Source organism: Micromonospora sp. BS32 (assembly GCF_059089345.1).
The window spans coordinates 145,505-165,912 of sequence record NZ_JBSSHR010000001.1 but is presented as its reverse complement, the minus strand read 5'-3'; the positions used below and the strand labels follow the sequence as shown (position 1 = coordinate 165,912).

Here is a 20,408-nt window from a genome sequence, read left to right as displayed (position 1 = left end):
ACCATGGGTGACACCCCCAAGCTGCATCAGATTCGTGCCGCCGCCCGGCCATCGGAAAGCGGCGACCGCGGCCCGAGCCCGACCGTGACGCCGCCACGCCGGCCTGCCCTGATCGGGCATCGGCGTCCCTTGGCATTGCTCGTACGCAACCGCGCCGCCGAACCTGACCGCTCGAACGGCAATTCCGGCGCGGCCCGCTCGCCGCCGGCCCGGTCCGCGCGTCGCACGCGGGTACCATGGGTGCAAAGTCCACATCCGTGCCGAACCGGTGGTGCAGGCCGCCGGTTGCCGTGCGCCGCGGGATGATCGCGGCAGACGGGGTTACAATTCACCCTGCCCACGCGCCACGGACCGCCGCCGAACCGCCGGACCGGGACACGGGGGTCCCTCAACGACATCGCCCGGCACGGTGCCCCGCGCTGCGTCGGACGACCCGGCCCGTGCTCGCTCTTCGCCTCCGGAAGGTCATTCGTGACAGAACCACGCCAGAACGGCGCCGACGTACGCTCGCTCACCGACACCCTGATCGCGCACGCGCAGAGCGCCGGCGGCCAGTTGACGTCGGCCCAGCTCGCGCGCACCGTCGAGTCCGCTGAGGTGACCCCGGCCCAGGCCAAGAAGATCCTCCGGGCGCTCTCCGAAGCCGGAGTGACGGTGGTCGTGGACGGCTCGGCCAGCACCCGCCGTCGGGTCGCCGCCGCCCGGTCCGCCACCCCGGCCTCGCGGGCCACCACCGCCAAGACCACCAAGAAGGCCGCCGCGCCGGCGCCGAAGCAGGCGCCCGCCGCCGACGAGGCTCCGGCGCCCGCCCCGCGCAAGGCGGCCCCGCGCAAGGCCGCCGCCACCACGACCGCCGGGGTGGCCGCCAAGGCCGCCGCGCCGGCCGCCAAGGCGACGAAGTCGACCCGGGCCACCAAGGCGACCGTGGCCGCCGCCGGTGCGACCAAGGTCGCGGCCGGCAAGGCCAAGGGCGAGGGCGCCGAGGGCGAGATCGACCCCGAGGAGCTCGCCGCCACGATCGAGGACGTGGTGGTCGAGGAGCCGGCCGAGCTGGCCCAGGCCGCCGCGACCGACGCCGCCGCCTCCGCGACCGACAACGACTTCGAGTGGGACGACGAGGAGTCCGAGGCGCTCAAGCAGGCGCGCCGGGACGCCGAGCTGACCGCTTCCGCCGACTCGGTCCGGGCGTACCTCAAGCAGATCGGCAAGGTCCCGCTACTCAACGCCGAGCAGGAGGTGGAGCTCGCCAAGCGGATCGAGGCCGGGCTCTACGCCGCCGAGCGGCTGCGCGCGGCCGAGGAGGGTGAGGAGAAGCTCACCCGCGAGATGCAGCGCGACCTGGGCTGGATCTCCCGCGACGGCGAGCGCGCCAAGAACCACCTGCTGGAGGCCAACCTCCGGCTGGTCGTCTCGCTGGCCAAGCGCTACACCGGTCGCGGGATGGCCTTCCTCGACCTGATCCAGGAGGGCAACCTCGGCCTGATCCGCGCGGTCGAGAAGTTCGACTACACCAAGGGCTACAAGTTCTCCACCTACGCCACCTGGTGGATCCGGCAGGCGATCACCCGGGCGATGGCCGACCAGGCCCGCACCATCCGCATCCCGGTCCACATGGTCGAGGTCATCAACAAGCTCGGCCGCATCCAGCGCGAGCTGCTCCAGGACCTGGGCCGCGAGCCCACCCCGGAGGAGCTGGCGAAGGAGATGGACATCACACCCGAGAAGGTGCTGGAGATCCAGCAGTACGCCCGGGAGCCCATCTCGCTGGACCAGACCATCGGTGACGAGGGCGACAGCCAGCTCGGTGACTTCATCGAGGACTCGGAAGCCGTCGTCGCGGTCGACGCCGTCTCCTTCTCGCTGCTGCAGGACCAGCTCCAGCAGGTGCTGCAGACGCTCTCCGAGCGTGAGGCGGGCGTGGTACGCCTGCGCTTCGGCCTCACCGACGGTCAGCCGCGTACTCTCGACGAGATCGGCCAGGTCTACGGGGTGACCCGGGAGCGGATCCGGCAGATCGAGTCGAAGACCATGTCCAAGCTGCGGCACCCGTCGCGCTCCCAGGTGCTCCGCGACTACCTGGACTGACCCGTCACGTCAACCAAGCGTGTCGGTTTGATCACCAGCCGTAGAACACTCAAAGGTGATCGGTCGGTTGCTCGTTTGTGATCGTTGACGTGGCACCCTTGGTGCACGGCACACTGTCCCCCTGTCAGGTGTGACCTCGGTCCCCCGCGGGCACACGGGGAAGGCAGGGCCCGACAAGGGTGTTAGACGATAGGTGAGCAACGACCGAAGAGATTGTTCATCGGTGACGACCAGAGGAGGAAGGCGATGACCCCGACCCTCACGCCGCCGCCCGAGACGGTGGCTCCCCCAGCCGCCGATGAACGGTGCGACCGCTGCAATGCTGCCGGCAAGCTCCGGATCACTCTGGCGGGTGGGAGCGAGCTGGTGTTCTGTGGGCACCACGCGAACAAGTACGCGGAGGATCTCGTCAAGATCACCGTGCGGTACGCGACGGACCCGGAGTTCAGCTGGCGTGGCGCCGATCTGATGGCGAACTGAATCCGCAACCGTAAGCCGACGACATAGTCGACCGGAGGGACCCAACGGGTCCCTCCGGTCGACTTTTTTGCGCCCCAGGGTCCGCGATCTCGACGGGCAGACCGTCCGCCGGGGCCGGTGGGACGATCGGGTCAGAGGGTCTGCACGGTGGCGATGCGTTCCTCGAGCTGCTCGATGGTCGCCTGGGCGCTGGGCGGCCCGCCGCAGAGCCGGCGCAGCTCGGCGTGGATCTTGCCGTGGGGCTGGCCGGTGCGGTGGTGCCGGGCGGCCACCAGGGCGTTCAGCTGCCGCCGTAGCGCCACCCGGCGCTGGGCCGCGCTCATCGGTGCCGGCGGAGCCTGCGTCGCCGCAGCGGCCGGCTCAGTGGCCCTGTTGGCCGTCCGGCGACGCTGGGCCGCCAGTTGCTCGGCCTGCCGCTTGGTGAGCAGCAGGGAGACCTGGTCGGCGGTGAGCAGACCCGGCAGGCCGAGGTACTCCTCCTCCTCGGGCGTGCCCGACTGGGCGGCGGTGCCGAAGGAGGTGCCGTCGAAGATCACCTGATCCAGCTCGGCGGTGGCGGAGAGCGCGGTGAAACGCTTCTCCAGCTCGCCGCTGGCCTGCTCGTCGCGCTGGGCGCGCTCCAACAGGTCGTCGTCGAAGCCCTCACGGTCCTTGGGCTTGCCGAGCACGTGATCCCGCTCGGCCTCCATCTCGCTGGCCAGCCCGAGCAGGTGCGGCACGCTCGGCACGAAGACCGAGGCGGTCTCCCCCGGCCGGCGGGCCCGGACGAACCGGCCGATGGCCTGGGCGAAGTAGAGCGGGGTGCTGGCGCTGGTGGCGTACACGCCGACCGCCAGCCGGGGGATGTCCACGCCCTCGGAGACCATCCGGACCGCGACCAGCCACCGCTGCTCGGACACCGCGAACGTCGCGATCCGGGCCGAGGCGCCCTGGTCGTCGGAGAGCACCACAGCGGCCTTCTCGCCGGTCACCTGCTCGATCAGCTTGGCGTACGAGCGGGCGTTCTGCTGGTCGCTGGCGATCACCAGGCCGCCCGCGTCGGCCATCCCGGCGTTGCGCAGCACGGTGAGGCGGGCGTCGGCGGCGCGCAGCACCTGCGGCATCCAGTCGCCGGCCGGATCCAGGGCGGTCCGCCAGGCCTGCGCAACGAGGTCCTGGGTCATCGGCTCGCCCAGCCGCGCCGCCAGCTCGTCCCCGGCGCTGGTGCGCCACCGGGTCTCCCCCGAGTACGCCAGGAAAAGCACCGGGCGGACGACGCCGTCGCGCAGCGCGTCGGAGTATCCGTAGACCGAGTCGGCGCGGGAGCGCAGCAGCCCATCCCCGCCCCGCTCGTAGCTGACGAACGGGATGGGGTTGTCGTCGGAGCGGAACGGCGTGCCGGTCAGCATCAGCCGGCGTACGGCGGGCTCGAAGGCCGCCTTGACCCCGTCTCCCCAGGTGCGGGAGTCACCGGCGTGGTGGATCTCGTCGAGGATGACCAGGGTGCGCCGGGTCATGGTGCGCCGCCGGTGCACCTGCGGGGCCATGCCGATCTGGGCGTAGGTGACGACCGCGCCGTGGAAGTCGGCCGAGGAGTGCACGTCGGCGTTGCGGAAGGCGGCGTCGAGCTGGATGCCGACCCGGGCCGCCGCCTGGGACCACTGGGTCTTGAGGTGCTCGGTCGGGGCCACCACGGTGACCGCCTCGACGGTGCCGTCGGCGAGCAGCTCGGCGGCGATCCGCAGGGCGAAGGTGGTCTTGCCCGCGCCCGGGGTGGCGACCGCGGTGAAGTCCTCGGAACGACGACGCAGGTACTCCACCAGCGCCTTGCGTTGCCACGCGCGCAGGGGTGGGAACGTCTCGAGCGCCGGCGTCCGGGCTGCCACGCAAAGGCTCCTCTCCGACCGCACGACGGCGGACCGGGGCCGAGGGCCACGGTACCGCCGCCCATGAAAACGCCTCCGCGCAGAAGCTGCCGCGAAGGCCGACTCAGCATAACCAGCCCGGGCCCGTCGCCCCACTCGACGCCACGCTGGTCACATCCGCCACCCCCGCCGCGTCACCGGCGCGGGCGCCGTGACCACCTCAGCCGGGTCAGCCCTGCGGGCCGCGGACCCCGGTCTTCGGCGGCCGCAGCGTGGCGACGGGGGCCGACCAGCGCCGTCGCAGCGCCACCAGCCGGAGCACGAAGACCAGCGCCGCCGCCGCGGTCAGGCCGGCAGCCCCGGCGCGACCGATGGCCTCCAGCAGCACCACCATGATCGATCCGACCAGCGCGGCCACCGCGTAGATCTCCCGGCGCAGCACCACCGGGATCTCGGCGGTGAGCAGGTCCCGGCCGAGCCCGCCGCCGATCGCGGTGAGCATGCCGATCACGATCGCGCCGACCGGTGGCATGCCGGCGTCGAGCGCCTTGAGCGTGCCGGTGACGGTGAACAGTCCCAGCCCCGCCGCGTCGAGCACCAGCACGGTGGTGCGCAGGCGGGCGAGCTGCGGGTGCAGCCAGAAGACGGCGGCGGCGGTGACCGCGGCGGTGGTGGCGTACCGCCAGTCGCCGAAGGCCAGCGGTGGGACCTCGTCGATGACCACGTCCCGGAAGATGCCGCCGCCGAGCGCGGCCACGAAGCCGACGAACACGACGCCGAAGAGGTCGAGCCGTTTGGCCACCGCCGCGGAGGCCCCGGAGGCGGCGAAGACGGCCACTCCGGTCAGATCGGCGAAGAGCAGGGCGGTGGAGGTGTTCACACCGCCGAAGATTACGTGGGCGGCCGACGCGACCGCCCCGCATCAGTCGCGGTACGAGTCGTAGATCTCCTTGCACTTCGGGCAGACCGGCGAGCCGGGCTTGGCGGCCTTGGTCACCGGGAACGTCTCGCCGCAGAGCGCCACGACGTAGGTGCCCATGACGGCACTCTCGGCGATCTTCTCCTTGCGGACGTAGTGGAACATCTCCGGACCGGTGTCGGCGTCCTTCAGCTCCGGACGCTCGAGAACCTCTGTGCTCACTTCTCCACCTCCAACTTTCCAGTCTGGCAGGTCGGGCGGGCCGGGTCCACCGCAGCCCTTCCCGACGGCGGGACGTACGGTAACCGAGGTGACCAACTTTCACATCCGTCCCGGCGCCGAGGTCGCCGACGCCCTCCGCGACGGCCGTCCCGTCGTCGCCCTGGAGAGCACCATCGTCTCGCACGGCCTGCCCCGACCCGACAACCTGCGGGTGGCGCGCGAGATCGAGCAGGCGGTACGCGCCGCGGGCGCCGTCCCGGCCACGATCGGCATGGTCGGCGGCGAGCTCGTCGTCGGCCTGGACGACGCCGAGCTGACCCGGCTCGCCACGGTCGACGGGGTGAGCAAGCTCTCCGTCCGCGACCTGGCCGTGGCCGCCGCGACCGGCGCGGACGGCGCCACCACGGTCGCCGCGACCAGCGCGGTGGCCGCCGCCGCCGGGATCGGGGTCTTCGCCACCGGTGGGCTCGGCGGGGTGCACCGGGAGGCGGCGCAGACCTTCGACGAGTCGGCCGACCTGGTCACCCTGGCCCGGACGCCGATCGCGGTGGTCTGCGCCGGGGTCAAGTCGATCCTCGACGTGGGCGCCACCCTGGAGCGGCTGGAGACCCTCGGGGTCGGCGTGGTCGGCTACCGCACCCGCCGCTTCCCCGGCTTCTATCTCAGCGACGCCGGCTTCGACCTGGACTGGTCGGTGGACTCCCCGGAGCAGGTGGCGGACGTGCTGGCCGCCCGGGAGCAGCAGGGCGTGCACGGCGGCGGGCTGATCGTGGCCAATCCTCTCCCGGTCGACGAGCAGCTCGACCCGGAGCTGCACGACCGGACCCTCGCGACCGGGCTGGCCCTGCTGGCCCGCGACGGGGTGACCGGCAAGGCGGTGACGCCGTTCCTGCTGGCCCACTTCCACTCGGCCACCGAGGGGGCGAGCCTGGCGGTGAACGTGCGGATCATCCTGCGCAACGCCGACCTGGCGGCCCGGATCGCGGTCGCGGCGGCCGCCCGGCGTACCGACCGGCCGGCATGACCGCGCCGTCCCGGCTGATCGTCGTCGGTGATCTGATCACCGACGTGGTGGCGGTGCTGGCCGGGCCGCTGGCCACCGGCTCGGACACCCCGGCGACCATCCAGGTCTGCGGCGGCGGTCAGGCCGCCAACACCGCCGCCTGGATCGCCGCGCAGAAGGTGCCCGTGACCCTGGTCGGCGCGGTCGGCGACGACGGCGCGGCCGGCGACCGTGTGACCGAGCTGGAACGCGCCGGCGTGGACTGCGTGGTCGAGCGGCATCCGGGGACCACCACCGGCACCGTGATCGTGCTCGCCACCGACGGGGAACGGACGATGGTCACCGAGCGGGGCGCCAACCTGCGGCTGACCGCCGGGCACGTCGAGCGGGCCGTCGCGGCGGCGCCCGACGCCACCCATCTGCACCTCTCCGCGTACCCCCTGCTGGATGCCGCGTCGCGACCGGCCGGGCTGCGGGCGCTCGCCGTGGCGCGCGAGCGCGGGCTCACCACCAGCGTCGACGCGGCCTCCGCGGCGCCGCTGCGGCGGGCCGGCGCGGCGGCCTTCCTGTCCTGGGTACGCGACGTCGACCTGCTGCTGGTCAACGCCGATGAGGCGGCCGTGCTGGCCGGTGGGCTGGACCCGGCGGCGCAGGCGCGGGCGCTGTCGGCCTCGGCGCGGCGGGTGGTGGTCAAGCGCGGCGAGGCCGGCGCGATCTGGGTGGACCGGAGCGCGACGGTCGGGGTGGCGCCGCGGCGGCGGGTGGCGGTGGTGGACGTCACCGGCGCCGGTGACGCGTTCGCGGCGGGGCTGCTGACGGCCTGGGTCGCCGGGGCCGACCCGCGGGCGGCGCTGACCCGGGCGGGTGACCTGGGGGCGCTGGCGGTGTCGACGGTGGGCGCCCGACCGGCGGGCTGACCGGACGTCGGCCGGGAGCCCACGGCTCCCGGCCGGCGGGGCCGGTCAGGGTTCGGCGTCGATGACCTTGTGCGGGCGCTCCTCGGCGGTGAGGCTCATCGGCGGTGACTCGTCCCGGGCGCGCGGCTGGAACCGGCCGGCGATCCGGTGCTCTTCCTTGGGCGGACGGTCGTTGGCCAGCAGCACGGCCAGCCAGGGGATGAGGATCATGCCGAGGCCGACCATGGGCAGCCAGAGCCAGAGCAGGGGAGCCTTCGTGCCGACCAGGATCGCGCCGACGATCACGCAGGCCACCCGGATGCCCATCATCAGCACGTAACGCTTCTGCCGGCTGGTGAGCTGGTCGTCCTGGCTGCGCGAGGCGTCGGTGATCAGAATCGGCTCGTACGCCTGACGCTTCACCACGGGCCTCCTCGAGGGGATTGCCCCCATCCTGTCACTGCTCGGGCGTGATCAGCGAAAATCGACGCCTACCGGTGACGTGTTACATACGTGGTACGCTGCCCGCGTGGGCAGCCGCTTCAGCTTCACCGACGAGGCGTTGGGCAACCTGCGGGTCTACGACGTCACGCCCGGGGAAGTCTGGGAGGCCCTGCACAGCACCCGTCGGGTGATCCGGCACCTGGGCGACGACGTGATGGTCGTCTACGCCGCGAACCGTCGCGGCCGACGGCTGGCCGTGCTGCTCGCCGAGGCGGACGGCACCGACCACGACTGGGACATCCTCTCCGCCCGCGAGCTGAGCGACGTCGAGGCCAAGCGCTACGACGAAGCCGTACGGAGAACACGCCGATGAGGAGGCGACCGGCGATGAACCACCACGAGGCGACCAAGCGGTTCCACGGCGACGACTCGCTCGCCGAGCTGATCGACGAGAGTCAGCCGCTGGAGCTGCCCACCCCCGACACCGACGTGCCGATGGTCAGCCGTTCGGTGCGGCTGCCCCTGGAGACCTACGAGCGGGTCCGCGCCGCGGCCGAGGCGCGGGGCATCGGCGTCACCACGCTGATGCGGCAGTGGATCGAGGCCGGCCTGGCCGACCTGGACGACTCCGCCACCGTCTCGCTCGCCGACGTGCGCCGGGCGCTGGCCTCGCTCTCCCGCCCGACGGCCGCCTGACCAGCCGTCACAGCGGCGGCGGCGAGGGCCGCTCCGGCGGCCGGCCCCGCGCCCGCAGCGCGTCGGCCAGCGCGATTCCGGCCACCACCGTCGAGGTGGCCGCGGCGACCGCCAGCGGGGGCAGCCGCATCATCAGCGGCACCATCGCCACCAGCACGACCAGCCCCACCAGCCGGGACGGGGACACCCGACCGAACACCTCGTACTCGAAACGCGCGCGACCGAGCACGAAGAGCGCGGGGCCGCCGACGATCACGGTGAGCCAGACCGGATCGGTGTGCCCCTCCGGGTGGGCGATGACGAGCTCGTAGCCGACGGCGGAGGCCACGATGCCGCCCACCATGACCAGGTGGGTGTACGTCGCCGACGAGGCGAGCCGGCTCGGCGACGCCGACGCGGCCACCGCCTCCGCCAGCACCGTCCCGGCCCGGTAGAAGTAGATGCGCCAGAGCAGCGCCGTGGTGGCGAACGTGATGGCGAAGGCCACCCACCGCGCGCCGGTGAACTCGCTCCCGCTCAGGGTAAATCCGCTGACGAGGATCATCTCGCCCAGCGCGATGATGATGAACTGCTGGTAGCGCTCGGCCAGGTGCTCACCGGTGACGGTCCAGGAGGAGGCGGGCGAACGACCGCGTCCCGGCAGCGGCCAGCCCAGCCGCGCCGCGCCGTAGTCGATGATCACCGCGACGGTCCAGAGCGCTCCGCGGGCGTCGTCCTGCAGGATGCCTCCGGCGATCCACGGCACTCCCGCCACCGCTGCCCAGACGAGGATCCGGCTCGCGACGTGCCGCTCCCGATGACCCCGCATCACCACGGTGAGGACGAGCGGCCGGCCCACCTGGACGGCGACGTAGCCGAGCGCGAAGGAGAGACCGCGGGTGTCGAACGCCTCCGGCAGCGACACCGCCATCACCATGCTGCCGAACATCGAACCGGCCACCACCAGTTGGAGCGCCGGCTGGTCGGGGTCGTACCGGCTCGTCGTCCACGTGGTCAGCGACCACACGAACCAGAGGGCGAGCAGGAGCAGCAGCGTCTGCCCCGCCTCGGGCAGGAAGAGCCTCCGCTCCACCGTGAAGTCGTTGACCAGCCGGTTCGACACCCGGGTCAGCGCGAAGACGAAGGCGACGTCGAAGAAGAGCTCCAGAAAGGTCGCCCGCGGCGAGGACTCCTCGCCGCGGAGGAACCGCTCCCCCGGTTGGTCTGTCATCCCCGCCCGCCGTCGTCGTTGACGACCTCACGATCGCTTACCGGGAGCGCTGGCGTCAGGCTTTCGCCGCCTTGGCCGCCGCCTTCGCCGCCTGCTTGACCTCGCGGACCCGGCGCAGCGACTCCGGGTCGGTGATGTCGGCGACCGACCGGTACGCGTCGGCGTCGCCGTAGTCGCCGGCCGCCTCCCGCCAGCCGTCCGGGCGCACGTCGTAGCGCTTGCCGAGCAGGGCGACGAAGATCTGCGCCTTCTGTCGGCCGAAGCCGGGCAGGTCACCGACGCGGCGCAGCAGCTCCCGGCCGTCGGCCACGTCGGCCCAGAGGCCGGCGGCGTCGCCGTCGTACCGGTCGACCAGCGCCCGGCAGACCTCCTGGACCCGGCCGGCCATCGCCTTCGGGAACCGGTGCAGGGCCGGCGGGCGGGCGAAGACCTCGACCAGCGTCTCCGGGTCGTAGCCGGCCAGCTCGCGGGCGTCGGGCTCGTGGCCCAGCCGCTGGGTCAGCACGTACGGCGAGGAGAACGCCTTCTCCATCGGGATCTGCTGGTCGAGCACCATGCCGATGAGCAGCGCCAGGGGGTTGCGCTCCAGCAGCCGGTTGGCCTCGGGGTCGATGGGCAGCGACAGCGTCATGGCCCCATCCTGCCCGGCGCCCCGCGTCCGGCCGCGCCGACTCTCCGGCCCGGAACCCCACAGGTTCACTGAGGTTAGGCTGTGCTAACTTCTGTCGCGTCGACGGACGGCCGTCGACCGACGACAAGGAGCGCCGCCGTGCCCGTCCCCGCCCGCAGATCCCTCGCGGCCGTCACCGCCGCCGGCCTGCTCTCCCTCGGCCTGGTCGCCTGCGGCGCCGGCGAGGACGACGCCGCGGACCCGGGCAAGCCCGGCGACAAGACGATCACCGTCTACAGCGGCCGGAACGAGACCCTGGTCAAGCCGCTGCTGGAGAAGTTCACCCAGCAGACCGGGATCACCGTCAAGGCCCGGTACGCCACCACCGCCCAGCTCGCCGCTCAGCTGGTCGAGGAGGGCGACAAGTCGCCGGCCGACACCTTCTTCGCCCAGGACGCCGGCGCCCTCGGCGCGGTCGCCAAGCGCGACATGTTCGCCCCGCTGCCCGCCGCCGACCTGGCCAAGGTGCCGCAGGCGTACCGGTCCGGCGAAGGCCAGTGGGTCGGCGTCAGCGCCCGCTCCCGGGTGCTCGCCTACAACGCCGACGTGGTGCCCGCCGCCGAGCTGCCGAAGTCGGTCTTCGACCTGACCGACCCGAAGTGGAAGGGCAAGATCGGCCTCGCCCCGACCAACGCCTCCTTCCAGGCGTTCGTCACGGCGGTCCGGGTGCAGCACGGCGAGCAGAAGGCGAAGGACTTCCTCGCCGGGCTCAAGGCGAACGAGCCGCAGATCCGGGACAACAACGTCCGGATCGTCGAGGACGTGGACCGGGGCGCCATCCCGGTCGGCCTGGTGAACCACTACTACCTCGGCGAGGTGGCCAAGGAGAAGGGCACCACCCCGGACGGGCTCAAGGCCAAGCTGCACTTCTTCCCCGGCGGCGACACCGGTGCCCTGGTCAACGTCGCGGGCGTCGGGGTGCTCAAGCGCTCCGCCGAGGACCCGGACACGAAGGCCTTCGTGGACTTCCTGCTCAACCCCGAGTCGCAGCGGTACTTCGCCGAGCAGACCTTCGAGTACCCAGTGGTGGCCGGGGTCGCCGCCCCGGCCGGCGTCCCGCCGCTGGCCGAGCTGGACGCCCCGGACATCGACCTCAACGACCTGGACACCCTGGACGCCACGATCACCCTGATCAAGGACTCGGGGCTCGTCCCCTGAGCATGAAGACCACCACCCCCGACGTCGGGTCGGCCCCCCGCGGGCCGGCCCGCTTCGGCGTACCCGGGTCGGTGCGCCGGCTGGCCCCGCGCCCGGCGCTGCTCGCAGCCTCGACCGTCGCGGTCGCCGTGGCCCTGATCCCGCTGGTCTATCTCGCGGTCCGCACCGCCGAGGCGGGCGCCGACCGGATCGCCGCGGAACTGTGGACCGAGCGGGTCGGTCTGCTCGCCGTCCGCAGCCTCGGGCTGGCCGCCGTGGTCACCGTCTCCTGCGTGCTGCTCGGGGTGGGCGCCGCGTGGCTGGTCACCCGCACCGACCTGCCCGGCCGGCGGGTCTTCGCGGTGCTCGCCGCGCTGCCGCTGGCGGTGCCGACCTACATCGCCGCGTTCGCCTGGGTGTCCACCGTCGACCGGCTGGAGGGGTTCTGGCCGGCCGCCCTGGTGCTCACCCTCTGCTCGTACCCGTACGTCTTCCTGCCGGTCGCGGCCGCGCTGCGCGGCGCGGACCCGGCGCAGGAGGAGGTCTCCCGCTCGTTGGGGCGGGGTGGCTGGCGGACCTTCACCGACGTGACGCTGCGCCAGATCCGCCCGGCCACCGCCGCCGGGGCGCTGCTGGTCGCGCTCTACGTGCTGGCCGACTTCGGCGCCGTCTCCATCCTGCGCGCCGACACCTTCACCCGGGCCATCTTCGTCGCCTTCGACCTGGGCTTCGACCGCACCGGGGCCCTGGTGCTCTCCAGCGTGCTGGTGGTGCTCACCGTGCTGCTGCTGGCCGGCGAGACCTCCACCCGCCGGCGCGGCGCCCGGTACGCCCGGCTCGGCGGCGCCCGCCGTCCCGCCGCCCGGGTACGGCTCGGCGTGGCCCGCTGGCCGGCGCTGGCCGCCCTGCTCGGCGTCGCCGCGCTGGCCCTCGGCGTACCCGCCGTCAGCCTGGGTCGCCGGCTGGTCGACGGGGTGTCCCGCCCCGGCGCGCTGGCCGAGGTGGCCACCGCCGCCGGCAACTCGCTCTGGCTGTCGCTGGCCGGCGCCGCCCTGACCATGCTGCTGGCCCTGCCGCTGGGGCTGCTCACCGCCCGCGCGCCGGGGCCGCTGGCCACCCTGCTGGACCGGCTCGCCTACCTGGCGCACGCGCTGCCCGGCGTGGTGATCGGGCTCTCGCTGATCTTCTTCGGGATCACCGTGGCGTACCCGCTCTACCAGAGCACCTGGCTGCTGGCGCTCGCCTACGCCACGCTCTTCCTGCCGCTGGCCGTGGGAGCGGTGGCCGGGGCCGCCGCCCAGGCCCCGCCCGGGCTCGAAGAGGTGGCCCGCTCACTGGGACGCGGGCCGCTGGAGGTGCTGCGCACCGTCACCCTGCCGCTCACTCTGCCGGGCATCGGTGCCGGCGCGGCGCTGGTCTTCCTCACCGGCATGAAGGAACTTCCGGCCACCCTGCTGCTGCGCCCCACCGGCACCGACACGCTGGCCACCGAACTGTGGACGGCGACGTCGGTCGGGGCGTACGCGGCCGCCGCCCCGTACGCGGCGCTGCTGGTCGTCATCTCCGCGCTGCCCACCTGGTGGCTGGTCGCCCGCGGCGGCCTGCTCGACAAGGAGGACCGATGAGCGAGGTCGTGCTGACCGGGGTCGTCAAGCGGTACGGCCCGGTGACCGCGCTGGACGGGGTGGACCTGACCGTCCCGGCCGGCGGACTGACCGCCGTGCTCGGCCCGTCGGGCTGCGGCAAGACCACCCTGCTGCGCTGCCTCGCCGGTTTCGAACGGCTCGATGCCGGCGCGGTCCGGGTGGACGGGCGCGAGGTGGCCGGAACCGGCCGCCACCTGCCGGCGCACCGGCGGCGGATCGCCGTGGTGCCGCAGGAGGGCGCGCTCTTCCCGCACCTGAGCGTCGCCGCGAACATCTCGTACGGCCTGGACCGGGCGGCCCGCCGCAGCGACCGGGTGGACGAGGTGCTGGCCCTGGTCGGGCTGGCCGGGTACGGCGAGCGGATGCCGCACCAGCTCTCCGGCGGCCAGCAGCAGCGGGTCGCGGTGGCCCGGGCGCTCGCCCCGCGCCCCTCGCTGGTGCTGCTGGACGAGCCGTTCAGCGCGCTCGACGCCGGGCTGCGCGCGGGCCTGCGGCACGACATCCGGGAGGCGCTGCGCGCCGACGGGGCGACCGCCGTGCTGGTCACCCACGACCAGGGCGAGGCGCTGTCGGTGGCGGACCGGGTGGTGGTGCTGCGCTCCGGCCGGGTGGTGCAGGCCGCCTCCCCCACGGCGCTCTACCGGGAACCGGCCGACCAGTGGGTGGCCGGGTTCGTCGGCGACGCGGTGCTCCTGCCGGCGGTGGCCTCCGCCGGTGTCGCGCGCACCCCGCTGGGCGCCCTGCCGATCACCGGCGCACCCGCGGACGGGCCGGTGACCGTGCTGGTCCGACCCGAGCAGCTCCGCCTGGCACCCGCCGGGGGTGTCGACGCGGTCACCGCGACGGTGCTGCGGCACGACTTCCACGGCCACGACGCGCTGGTCGCCCTGCGGCTCGCCGACGGCACCCGGGTCACCGCCCGGGTCTGGGACGAGCACGAACCCGTCCCGGTCGGCGCCGAGGTGGCGATCCGGGTCGAGGGGGCGGCCCGGGCCTGGCCGGCGCAGCCGGTACCCGCCCCGGTCGCCGGACCGGCTCCGCGTCCCGTCCACCCGGTGGGCTGACCGCCCGCCCACGACGGAGCGCGACCCGGTGGACAGGGGTGGTGTCCACCGGGCCGCGTCCGTCCGGGGTCAGGTCAGCTGACGAAGAGCAGCCGGTTCGGCGAGCCGCTGCCCGGGCTGGTCACCTTGCCGGTGGTGGCGTTGGTGGTCAGGTAGCTCGCCACCTGCGACGGCGAGTACGACGGGTTCGTGGAGAGGACCAGCGCCGCCGCGCCGGCCACGTGCGGGGAGGCCATCGAGGTGCCGCTGATCGTGTTCGTGGCGGTGTCGCTGCTCCGCCACGCCGAGGTGATGCTCGACCCCGGCGCGAAGATGTCCAGGCAGGAGCCGTAGTTCGAGTACGACGCGCGGGCGTCGCTGCTGGTGGTGGCGCCCACGGTGAGCGCGGCGGCGACCCGGGCCGGCGAGTAGTTGCAGGCGTTGGCGCTGGAGTTGCCGGCCGCCACCGCGTACGTGACCCCCGAGTTGATGGAGTTGGCCACCGCGTTGTCCAGGGAGCTGCTGGCGCCGCCGCCGAGGCTCATGTTCGCCACGGCCGGCTTGACCGCGTTGGCGGTCACCCAGTTGACGCCGCTGATCACGCCGGTGGTGCTGCCGCTGCCGGAGCAGTTGAGCACCTTCACCGCGATCAGCCGGACCTGCTTGGCCACCCCGTAGCTGGTGCCGCCGACGGTGCCGGCGACGTGGGTGCCGTGGCCGTTGCAGTCGGTGTTGTTGGTGTCCACCGTGTTGGTGCCCCAGCTGGCCCGGCCGCCGAAGTCGGCGTGGGTGGTCCGGATGCCGGTGTCGATGATGTACGCCCGGACGTTCGAGGCGGTGTTCGGGTAGGTGTAGCTGGAGTTCAGCGGCAGGCTGCGCTGGTCGATCCGGTCCAGCCCCCAGGAGGGCGGGTTCGACTGGGTGCCCTGGACGGTGAGCACCCGGTCCTGCTCGACGTACGCGACCGCGGGGTCGGCGGCGAGCCGGCGGGCCTGACCGGCGGTCATCTTCGCGCTGAAGCCGGTGAGCGCGGCACTCCAGACGTCGGCGACGCTGCCTCCGTACCGCCGGGTCAGGCTGGCGGCCCGGTCGGGCACGGCGCTGCGGGCGGCCAGGCTGTTGGCGGCGCCGACGGCGTCGCCGGAGAGCACGACCAGGTAGCTGCCGCTGATCGCGCCGGGGGTGTTCGCGTTGCGGATCTGTCCGGTCGGCGCGGCCACGGCGGGGGTGGCGGCGGCGACCGCGAGGGCCGCCGCGGCGGCCGAGACGGCGACCGCGCGGATCACGCGGCGCCGGGGAACGGGCACGGCTGACATCGGCTGTCTCCCTACCGGTGCGCTCGGGCGGGCGGGGGGCCGCCGGAACGCCCATCGACGGATGTTGGGGAAAGCGTAGTGACGTATCGAAGAACATTGAAGAGATAACAATCGATTGATGCAGGTCGGGTTATGGATGTGGCGGGTGCCGACCAGTTCGGGTCGCGCGCGAGGCAGGATGGCGACGTGGAACACGACATGCTGCTCTCCCCCGCCGGTGTCGAGGCGCTGCGCACCGCGCTGACCCGGGCGAATTTCACCTCGAACGGCATCGCCGACCGGCTCGGCCCGCAGGCGACCGGCGGGGCCGCCCGCAACGACTTCCGCGCCGCGCTGCGCGCCACCGAGGACCGCGACCCGCTCGGCACGCTGATCCGGGTGTTCATCTGCGACCAGACCGAGTCCGAGCAGAGCGTCGCGGCCGCGCTCGCCCCGCTCACCGTCGAGGAGGCGCTCGCGGGCGGGCTGGTCGAGCGGCACGGCGACGGGCTGCGGGCCGGGGTCGACCTGGAGCCGTACGGGGACGACTGGTGGGTGCTCGCCGACGTGCCGGCCAGCGCCCGACCCGGCCGGCCGCTGCACAGCGAGCACGTGCTCGGCATCGGCGGGGCCACCCAGACGTTGATCGGGGCGACCGTCCGCCGGCCGGTGGAGACCGCGCTCGACCTCGGCACCGGCTCCGGCGTCCAGGCCCTCCACCTGGCCACCCACGCCCGCCAGGTCACCGCCACCGACCTCTCGGAGCGGGCGCTGCGCTTCGCCGCCACCACCGCCGCGCTCAACGGCCAGGACTGGGAGCTGCTGCGCGGCGACATGGTCGCGCCGGTCGCCGGGCGCCGCTTCGACCTGGTGGTGAGCAACCCGCCGTTCGTGGTCGGCCCGGGCACCACCACGCACGTCTACCGGGACTCCGGCCGGGTCGGCGACGCGATCGGCGCGGAGCTGGCCGCCGCCGCGCCGGGCCTGCTCACCGAGGGCGGCACCATGCAGTACCTGGCGAACTGGGTGCACGTCGCCGGCGAGGACTGGGGCGAGCGGGTGGCCGGCTGGTTCGCCGGCACCGGGCTGGACGCCTGGGTGATCCAGCGCGAGGTCGCCGACCCGATGGCGTACGTCAACCTGTGGCTCACCGACGTCGGTGAGGCGGCCGACCCGCACCGGATGGCCGCCTGGCTCGACTGGTTCGACGCGCACAAGGTGGAGGCGATCGGCTTCGGCATCGTCTCGCTGCGCCGCTCCGGCCACGCCGAGCCGGTGGTCCGGGTGGAGGACCTGCGGCAGCGGGTGGAGCCGCCGATGGGCGACCACATCGCCGCCTGGTTCGACCGCCAGGACTTCCTCCGGGTACGCGACAGCGACGCGCTGCTCGCCGAGCGCTACCGGGCCGCCGAGGGGCTCCAGCTGCGGCAGGAAGCCACCATGGGCGAGGAAGGCTGGGCGGTGGACCGGCAGGTCCTGGCGGTCCCGCACGGGCTGCGCTGGAGCGAGGAGATCGACCCGCTGGTGCTGGCGCTGGTGGGCGGCTGCGACGGCCGACTGCCGCTGCGCGACCAGCTCGCCCTGCTCGCCGCCGCGCACGACGTGACTCCGGACGAGCTGGCCGAGGCGGCCGCTCCGATCGTGGCGCACCTGGTGGAGCGCGGCATCATCGAGCCGGTGACGGCGTGACGCCCGGCTGCGTGACCCCGGCCGGCACCACCTCGCCGGCGGGCCGGCCCGCCCGCACGGCGCTCCGGGCCGCCGGGCCGCACGACATCGGGGCGGTGCGCTGATGCGGGCCCTGGTGCAGACGGTGAGCCGGGCGAGCGTCACCGTCGACGGCGAGGTGGTCGGCGAGATCGCCGACGGCCTGCTGGTGCTGCTCGGCGTCACCCACGCCGACACCCCGCAGGTGGCGCAGACCATGGCCCGCAAGGTTCACGAGCTGCGCATCCTGGACGACGACCGCTCCGCCGCGGAGACCGGCGCCCCGATCCTGCTGGTCAGCCAGTTCACCCTCTACGGGGACGCGCGAAAGGGCCGCCGGCCCAGCTGGACCGCCGCCGCCCCCGCCGAGGTCGCCGAGCCGCTGGTCACCGAGGTCGTCGAAGCCCTTCGGGCCCGCGGCGCCAAGGTCGAGACCGGCCGCTTCCGCACCCACATGCTGGTCGAGAGCACCAACGTCGGCCCCCGCACCCTCCTCCTGGACCTCTGACCTTTTGTTGATCATGAGGCTGACGGCACCCCGCGAGATCGAGTCCGCCGTCAACCTCATGATCAACGAGGCGGTCAGGGATGGGGGTCAGGAGAAGAGGCCGCGGCGGGACAGGGACTGGCGGAGCCAGGCGTCGAGCTGGGCGGCCCAGTCGGTGCGGTCCGCGGTGGCGTGGTCGACGGTGAAGCGGCCGAAGGCGTCCCGCCCCTCGGTGAAGAGGCCGCCGCGCTTGTCCACCTCCAGCACCACCTGCACCTGCTGCGGGTCGGTCACGAAGGTGACCTCCAGCTGGTTCATCGCGCCGGCGTACTGCGGCGCGGGGTGGAACTCGATCTCCTGGTAGAACGGCAGGCTCTGCCGCACCCCGTAGATGTGCCCCCGCTCGACGTCGGCGCGGGCGAACCGGAAGCCCAGCCGCAGCAACGCCTCCAGCAGCCGCTCCTGCGCCGGCAGTGGGTGCACCGCCACCGGGTCCAGGTCACCGGAGTCGACCGCCCGGGCCACCTCCAGCTCGGTCCGCAGCCCCATGGTCATGCCGTGCAGGTGCCGCCCGTACAGGTCGGTCAGCGGGGTCTCCCAGGGCACATCGAAGCGGAACGGGACGTCGTAGCGCTGCCCCGCCTCCAACCGGAACGCGCCGGTCACCTGCCGACGGCCGAACTCCTGGTCGCTCTGGTACTCGGAGTCGCCGCCCTCCACCTCGACCCGGGTGACCAGGCCCAGCGCCACGTACGCCACGTCGACGGCATGATCCCCGCCGGCCACCTGGATCCGGCCCTCCAGCTGACCGCCCGGACGGCAGTTCGGGTTGGTCAGCACCGTCTCCACCGACGGTCCACCGACCCCCATCGCCTGCATCAGCCGCTTGAAGACCACCGCGTCCTCCGTCACCTCGACGCCGGCCCCGGTGGCCGACCGCTGGCACGGTAACCGGGGCGGGCAAGCAACCGCGGGACGTTCGCGCGTTCGGATTGCTGTCGGGTCCCCGATCGCCTCACTCCCGTTTCACGCCCCGGTTGGAAAGCTGTGCATCACCGGCGCCACTGGGGCCGGTACGCGGCACAGAAGCGGACACGGGGAGAGACAGAGATGGCCCTGCAGATGATCGAGAACCAGACGCGCCCGGCCGCCACCATCGACGCCGAAGCCGGCGCCGACACCCTGGTCGACCTGGACGCCACCGACGAGCGCGGAATCTCCACCGACCTGGTTCGGGCGTACCTCAACGGGATCGGCCGGACGAAGCTGCTGACCGCCGCTCAGGAGGTGGAGCTGGCGAAGCGGATCGAGGCGGGGCTCTTCGCCGAGGAGAAGCTCTCCACCTGCACCCCGGTCTCCGCCGACCTGCGAGCCGACCTGGAGTTGATCGTGGCGCAGGGCCGCGCCGCCAAGGACCACCTGCTGGAGGCGAACCTCCGGCTGGTGGTGAGCATCGCCAAGCGCTACACCGGGCGCGGGATGGCCTTCCTCGACCTGATCCAGGAGGGCAACCTCGGCCTGATCCGCGCGGTCGAGAAGTTCGACTACGCCAAGGGCTACAAGTTCTCCACCTACGCCACCTGGTGGATCCGGCAGGCGATCACCCGGGCGATGGCCGACCAGGCCCGCACCATCCGCATCCCGGTCCACATGGTCGAGCAGGTCAACCGGATGGTCCGGGTCCGCCGGGAGCTGTCGGTCACCCTGGGCCGGGAGCCCGCGCTGGCCGAGGTGGCCACCGCGCTGGAGATCCCCGAGTACCAGGTGATCGAGCTGATCTCGTACGACCGGGAGCCGGTCAGCCTGGACCAGGCCGTCGGTGAGGACGGCGAGAGCGCGCTCGGCGACTTCGTCGCCGCGGTCGACCCGCGCCAGGAGCCGGGCGACGCGGCCGCCAACGGCGAGCTGCGCAACGAGGTGCGGATCGTGCTGGCCACCCTCTCCCAGCGGGAGCAGGCGGTGATCCGGCTGCGGTTCGGCCTGGACGACGGCCGGCAGCGCACCCTGGACGAGGTGGGCAAGGAGTTCGGCCTGTCCCGGGAGCGGATCCGGCAGATCGAGAAGGTGACGCTGCTGAAGCTGCGCGCCCCGGAGCGCGCCCAGCGCCTGGAGGCGTACGCCTGCTGACCCGGTACGACCGACAGGCCCCGGCGGTTCGCCGGGGCCTGTCGCGTGCCGTCCTTGACACCGCGCCGGGAGGGAGCAGGGTCGGGGGTATGAACTGGACCCTGGAAGTGGTGGTGGTACCGGTCTCCGACGTGGATCGGGCCAAGGCCTTCTACGCCGACCGGCTCGGCTTCCACGTCGACCACGACACCCGCATCGGCGACGGCGTACGGATCGTGCAGCTCACCCCGCCCGGCTCCGGGTGTTCGGTCGTGATCGGCCGGGGCGCCGTACCGGACATGCCGCCCGGCTCGCTCAAGGGCCTACAGCTGGTCGTGGCGGATCTGGAGAAGGCCCGGGCGGAGCTGCTGGAGCGCGGCGTCGAGGTGAGCGAGATCCAGGTGGTGGGGGCCAACCCGCGGCCCGTCCCGCACCCGCTGGACAACGTCGGCTTCGTCTTCTTCGCCGACCCGGACGGCAACGCCTGGGCCGTCCAGCAGATCTCCGCCCGCGGCTGA

21 protein-coding genes are annotated in these 20,408 nt (G+C 73.3%); 13 read left to right on the top strand and 8 right to left on the bottom strand.

What is annotated here, in order from left to right:
- Positions 1-471: 471 nt before the first annotated feature.
- The gene (locus AC5RWQ_RS00750) at positions 472-2,085 is read left to right on the top strand and encodes an RNA polymerase sigma factor (RefSeq protein ID WP_494280802.1); all 1,614 of its coding nucleotides are present in this window, start codon (positions 472-474) and stop codon (positions 2,083-2,085) included.
- A 246-nt stretch (positions 2,086-2,331) separates the two neighbouring features.
- Positions 2,332-2,565 carry a DUF7455 domain-containing protein gene (locus AC5RWQ_RS00745; protein ID WP_036374862.1) on the top strand — a complete coding sequence of 78 codons (234 nt, stop codon included), beginning with the start codon at positions 2,332-2,334 and terminating at the stop codon, positions 2,563-2,565.
- A gap of 131 nt (positions 2,566-2,696) precedes the next feature.
- Here AC5RWQ_RS00745 and AC5RWQ_RS00740 read toward each other — a convergent pair whose 3' ends face one another.
- The 3 genes from AC5RWQ_RS00740 to AC5RWQ_RS00730 all read right to left on the bottom strand — a co-directional run bounded on the left by AC5RWQ_RS00740 (position 2,697) and on the right by AC5RWQ_RS00730 (position 5,550).
- Positions 2,697-4,430, bottom strand: coding sequence for a DEAD/DEAH box helicase (locus AC5RWQ_RS00740; RefSeq protein ID WP_494280801.1), 1,734 nt, complete (start codon positions 4,428-4,430; stop codon positions 2,697-2,699).
- Between the two features lie 208 nt (positions 4,431-4,638).
- Positions 4,639-5,289 carry a trimeric intracellular cation channel family protein gene (locus AC5RWQ_RS00735; protein ID WP_334485525.1) on the bottom strand — a complete coding sequence of 217 codons (651 nt, stop codon included), beginning with the start codon at positions 5,287-5,289 and terminating at the stop codon, positions 4,639-4,641.
- Between the two features lie 42 nt (positions 5,290-5,331).
- The gene (locus tag AC5RWQ_RS00730) at positions 5,332-5,550 is read right to left on the bottom strand and encodes a DUF3039 domain-containing protein (RefSeq protein ID WP_322439187.1); all 219 of its coding nucleotides are present in this window, start codon (positions 5,548-5,550) and stop codon (positions 5,332-5,334) included.
- Positions 5,551-5,638: 88 nt separating this feature from the next.
- On the opposite strand from AC5RWQ_RS00730, the gene AC5RWQ_RS00725 reads away from it, so the two are divergent.
- Both AC5RWQ_RS00725 and AC5RWQ_RS00720 read left to right on the top strand, forming a co-directional pair.
- Positions 5,639-6,574, top strand: coding sequence for a pseudouridine-5'-phosphate glycosidase (locus AC5RWQ_RS00725; RefSeq protein ID WP_494280800.1), 936 nt, complete (start codon positions 5,639-5,641; stop codon positions 6,572-6,574).
- Entirely contained in the window at positions 6,571-7,470 is a 900-nt protein-coding gene (locus AC5RWQ_RS00720; RefSeq protein ID WP_494280799.1) for a carbohydrate kinase family protein, read from the top strand. The genes AC5RWQ_RS00725 and AC5RWQ_RS00720 overlap by 4 nt, the downstream gene beginning before the upstream one ends.
- 45 nt (positions 7,471-7,515) lie before the next feature.
- Here the strand turns inward: AC5RWQ_RS00720 and AC5RWQ_RS00715 are convergent, their stop codons facing one another.
- Positions 7,516-7,872, bottom strand: a complete 357-nt coding sequence (locus tag AC5RWQ_RS00715; RefSeq protein WP_494280798.1) for a DUF3099 domain-containing protein — start codon at positions 7,870-7,872, stop codon at positions 7,516-7,518.
- A gap of 106 nt (positions 7,873-7,978) precedes the next feature.
- On the opposite strand from AC5RWQ_RS00715, the gene AC5RWQ_RS00710 reads away from it, so the two are divergent.
- Entirely contained in the window at positions 7,979-8,266 is a 288-nt protein-coding gene (locus tag AC5RWQ_RS00710; protein WP_494280797.1) for a hypothetical protein, read from the top strand.
- A 14-nt stretch (positions 8,267-8,280) separates the two neighbouring features.
- Positions 8,281-8,589, top strand: coding sequence for a hypothetical protein (locus AC5RWQ_RS00705; protein WP_494280796.1), 309 nt, complete (start codon positions 8,281-8,283; stop codon positions 8,587-8,589).
- A gap of 7 nt (positions 8,590-8,596) precedes the next feature.
- On the opposite strand, the gene AC5RWQ_RS00700 is transcribed toward AC5RWQ_RS00705, so the two are convergent.
- Together AC5RWQ_RS00700 and AC5RWQ_RS00695 are read right to left on the bottom strand one after the other, a co-directional pair.
- Entirely contained in the window at positions 8,597-9,799 is a 1,203-nt protein-coding gene (locus AC5RWQ_RS00700) for a low temperature requirement protein A (protein WP_494280795.1), read from the bottom strand.
- A 55-nt stretch (positions 9,800-9,854) separates the two neighbouring features.
- A complete protein-coding gene (locus tag AC5RWQ_RS00695; protein WP_494280794.1) occupies positions 9,855-10,430 on the bottom strand; it encodes an HhH-GPD-type base excision DNA repair protein in 576 nt (191 codons plus the stop codon).
- A gap of 138 nt (positions 10,431-10,568) precedes the next feature.
- Between AC5RWQ_RS00695 and AC5RWQ_RS00690 the strand changes: the two genes are divergently transcribed.
- The 3 genes from AC5RWQ_RS00690 to AC5RWQ_RS00680 all read left to right on the top strand — a co-directional run bounded on the left by AC5RWQ_RS00690 (position 10,569) and on the right by AC5RWQ_RS00680 (position 14,316).
- Positions 10,569-11,627 carry an iron ABC transporter substrate-binding protein gene (locus AC5RWQ_RS00690; RefSeq protein ID WP_494280793.1) on the top strand — a complete coding sequence of 353 codons (1,059 nt, stop codon included), beginning with the start codon at positions 10,569-10,571 and terminating at the stop codon, positions 11,625-11,627.
- 71 nt (positions 11,628-11,698) lie between these two features.
- Positions 11,699-13,231: an ABC transporter permease gene (locus AC5RWQ_RS00685; RefSeq protein WP_494281136.1), complete on the top strand. Its 1,533-nt coding sequence runs from the start codon at positions 11,699-11,701 to the stop codon at positions 13,229-13,231.
- Positions 13,228-14,316, top strand: coding sequence for an ABC transporter ATP-binding protein (locus AC5RWQ_RS00680; protein ID WP_494280792.1), 1,089 nt, complete (start codon positions 13,228-13,230; stop codon positions 14,314-14,316). The genes AC5RWQ_RS00685 and AC5RWQ_RS00680 overlap by 4 nt, the downstream gene beginning before the upstream one ends.
- A gap of 74 nt (positions 14,317-14,390) precedes the next feature.
- Here the strand turns inward: AC5RWQ_RS00680 and AC5RWQ_RS00675 are convergent, their stop codons facing one another.
- Complete coding sequence (locus AC5RWQ_RS00675) at positions 14,391-15,611, bottom strand: S8 family peptidase (protein WP_494280791.1); 1,221 nt, start codon at positions 15,609-15,611, stop codon at positions 14,391-14,393.
- Between the two features lie 198 nt (positions 15,612-15,809).
- On the opposite strand from AC5RWQ_RS00675, the gene AC5RWQ_RS00670 reads away from it, so the two are divergent.
- Positions 15,810-17,279, top strand: a complete 1,470-nt coding sequence (locus AC5RWQ_RS00670) for a DUF7782 domain-containing protein (protein ID WP_494281135.1) — start codon at positions 15,810-15,812, stop codon at positions 17,277-17,279.
- Positions 17,280-17,382: 103 nt separating this feature from the next.
- Complete coding sequence (gene dtd, locus AC5RWQ_RS00665; protein ID WP_334493440.1) at positions 17,383-17,805, top strand: D-aminoacyl-tRNA deacylase; 423 nt, start codon at positions 17,383-17,385, stop codon at positions 17,803-17,805.
- 87 nt (positions 17,806-17,892) lie between these two features.
- Here dtd and AC5RWQ_RS00660 read toward each other — a convergent pair whose 3' ends face one another.
- On the bottom strand, positions 17,893-18,681 hold the full coding sequence (locus tag AC5RWQ_RS00660) for a sporulation protein (protein ID WP_494281134.1): 789 nt from the start codon (positions 18,679-18,681) through the stop codon (positions 17,893-17,895).
- 213 nt (positions 18,682-18,894) lie between these two features.
- Here AC5RWQ_RS00660 and sigB point away from each other — a divergent pair, with 213 nt between their 5' ends.
- Together sigB and AC5RWQ_RS00650 are read left to right on the top strand one after the other, a co-directional pair.
- On the top strand, positions 18,895-19,911 hold the full coding sequence (gene sigB, locus AC5RWQ_RS00655; protein WP_494280790.1) for an RNA polymerase sigma factor SigB: 1,017 nt from the start codon (positions 18,895-18,897) through the stop codon (positions 19,909-19,911).
- An 89-nt stretch (positions 19,912-20,000) separates the two neighbouring features.
- Positions 20,001-20,408, top strand: a complete 408-nt coding sequence (locus AC5RWQ_RS00650; protein WP_494280789.1) for a VOC family protein — start codon at positions 20,001-20,003, stop codon at positions 20,406-20,408.

Excerpts from the sequence above, each read along its gene's own strand:
- AC5RWQ_RS00745 (WP_036374862.1), top strand. The coding sequence starts at position 2,332 with ATGACCCCGACCCTCACGCCGCCGCCCGAGACGGTGGCTCCCCCAGCC.
- AC5RWQ_RS00720 (WP_494280799.1), top strand. The coding sequence starts at position 6,571 with ATGACCGCGCCGTCCCGGCTGATCGTCGTCGGTGATCTGATCACCGAC.
- AC5RWQ_RS00705 (WP_494280796.1), top strand. The coding sequence starts at position 8,281 with ATGAACCACCACGAGGCGACCAAGCGGTTCCACGGCGACGACTCGCTC.
- AC5RWQ_RS00700 (WP_494280795.1), bottom strand. The coding sequence starts at position 9,799 with ATGACAGACCAACCGGGGGAGCGGTTCCTCCGCGGCGAGGAGTCCTCG.
- AC5RWQ_RS00695 (WP_494280794.1), bottom strand. The coding sequence starts at position 10,430 with ATGACGCTGTCGCTGCCCATCGACCCCGAGGCCAACCGGCTGCTGGAG.
- AC5RWQ_RS00680 (WP_494280792.1), top strand. The coding sequence starts at position 13,228 with ATGAGCGAGGTCGTGCTGACCGGGGTCGTCAAGCGGTACGGCCCGGTG.
- AC5RWQ_RS00675 (WP_494280791.1), bottom strand. The coding sequence starts at position 15,611 with ATGTCAGCCGTGCCCGTTCCCCGGCGCCGCGTGATCCGCGCGGTCGCC.
- AC5RWQ_RS00670 (WP_494281135.1), top strand. The coding sequence starts at position 15,810 with ATGCTGCTCTCCCCCGCCGGTGTCGAGGCGCTGCGCACCGCGCTGACC.
- dtd (WP_334493440.1), top strand. The coding sequence starts at position 17,383 with ATGCGGGCCCTGGTGCAGACGGTGAGCCGGGCGAGCGTCACCGTCGAC.
- sigB (WP_494280790.1), top strand. The coding sequence starts at position 18,895 with ATGGCCCTGCAGATGATCGAGAACCAGACGCGCCCGGCCGCCACCATC.
- AC5RWQ_RS00650 (WP_494280789.1), top strand. The coding sequence starts at position 20,001 with ATGAACTGGACCCTGGAAGTGGTGGTGGTACCGGTCTCCGACGTGGAT.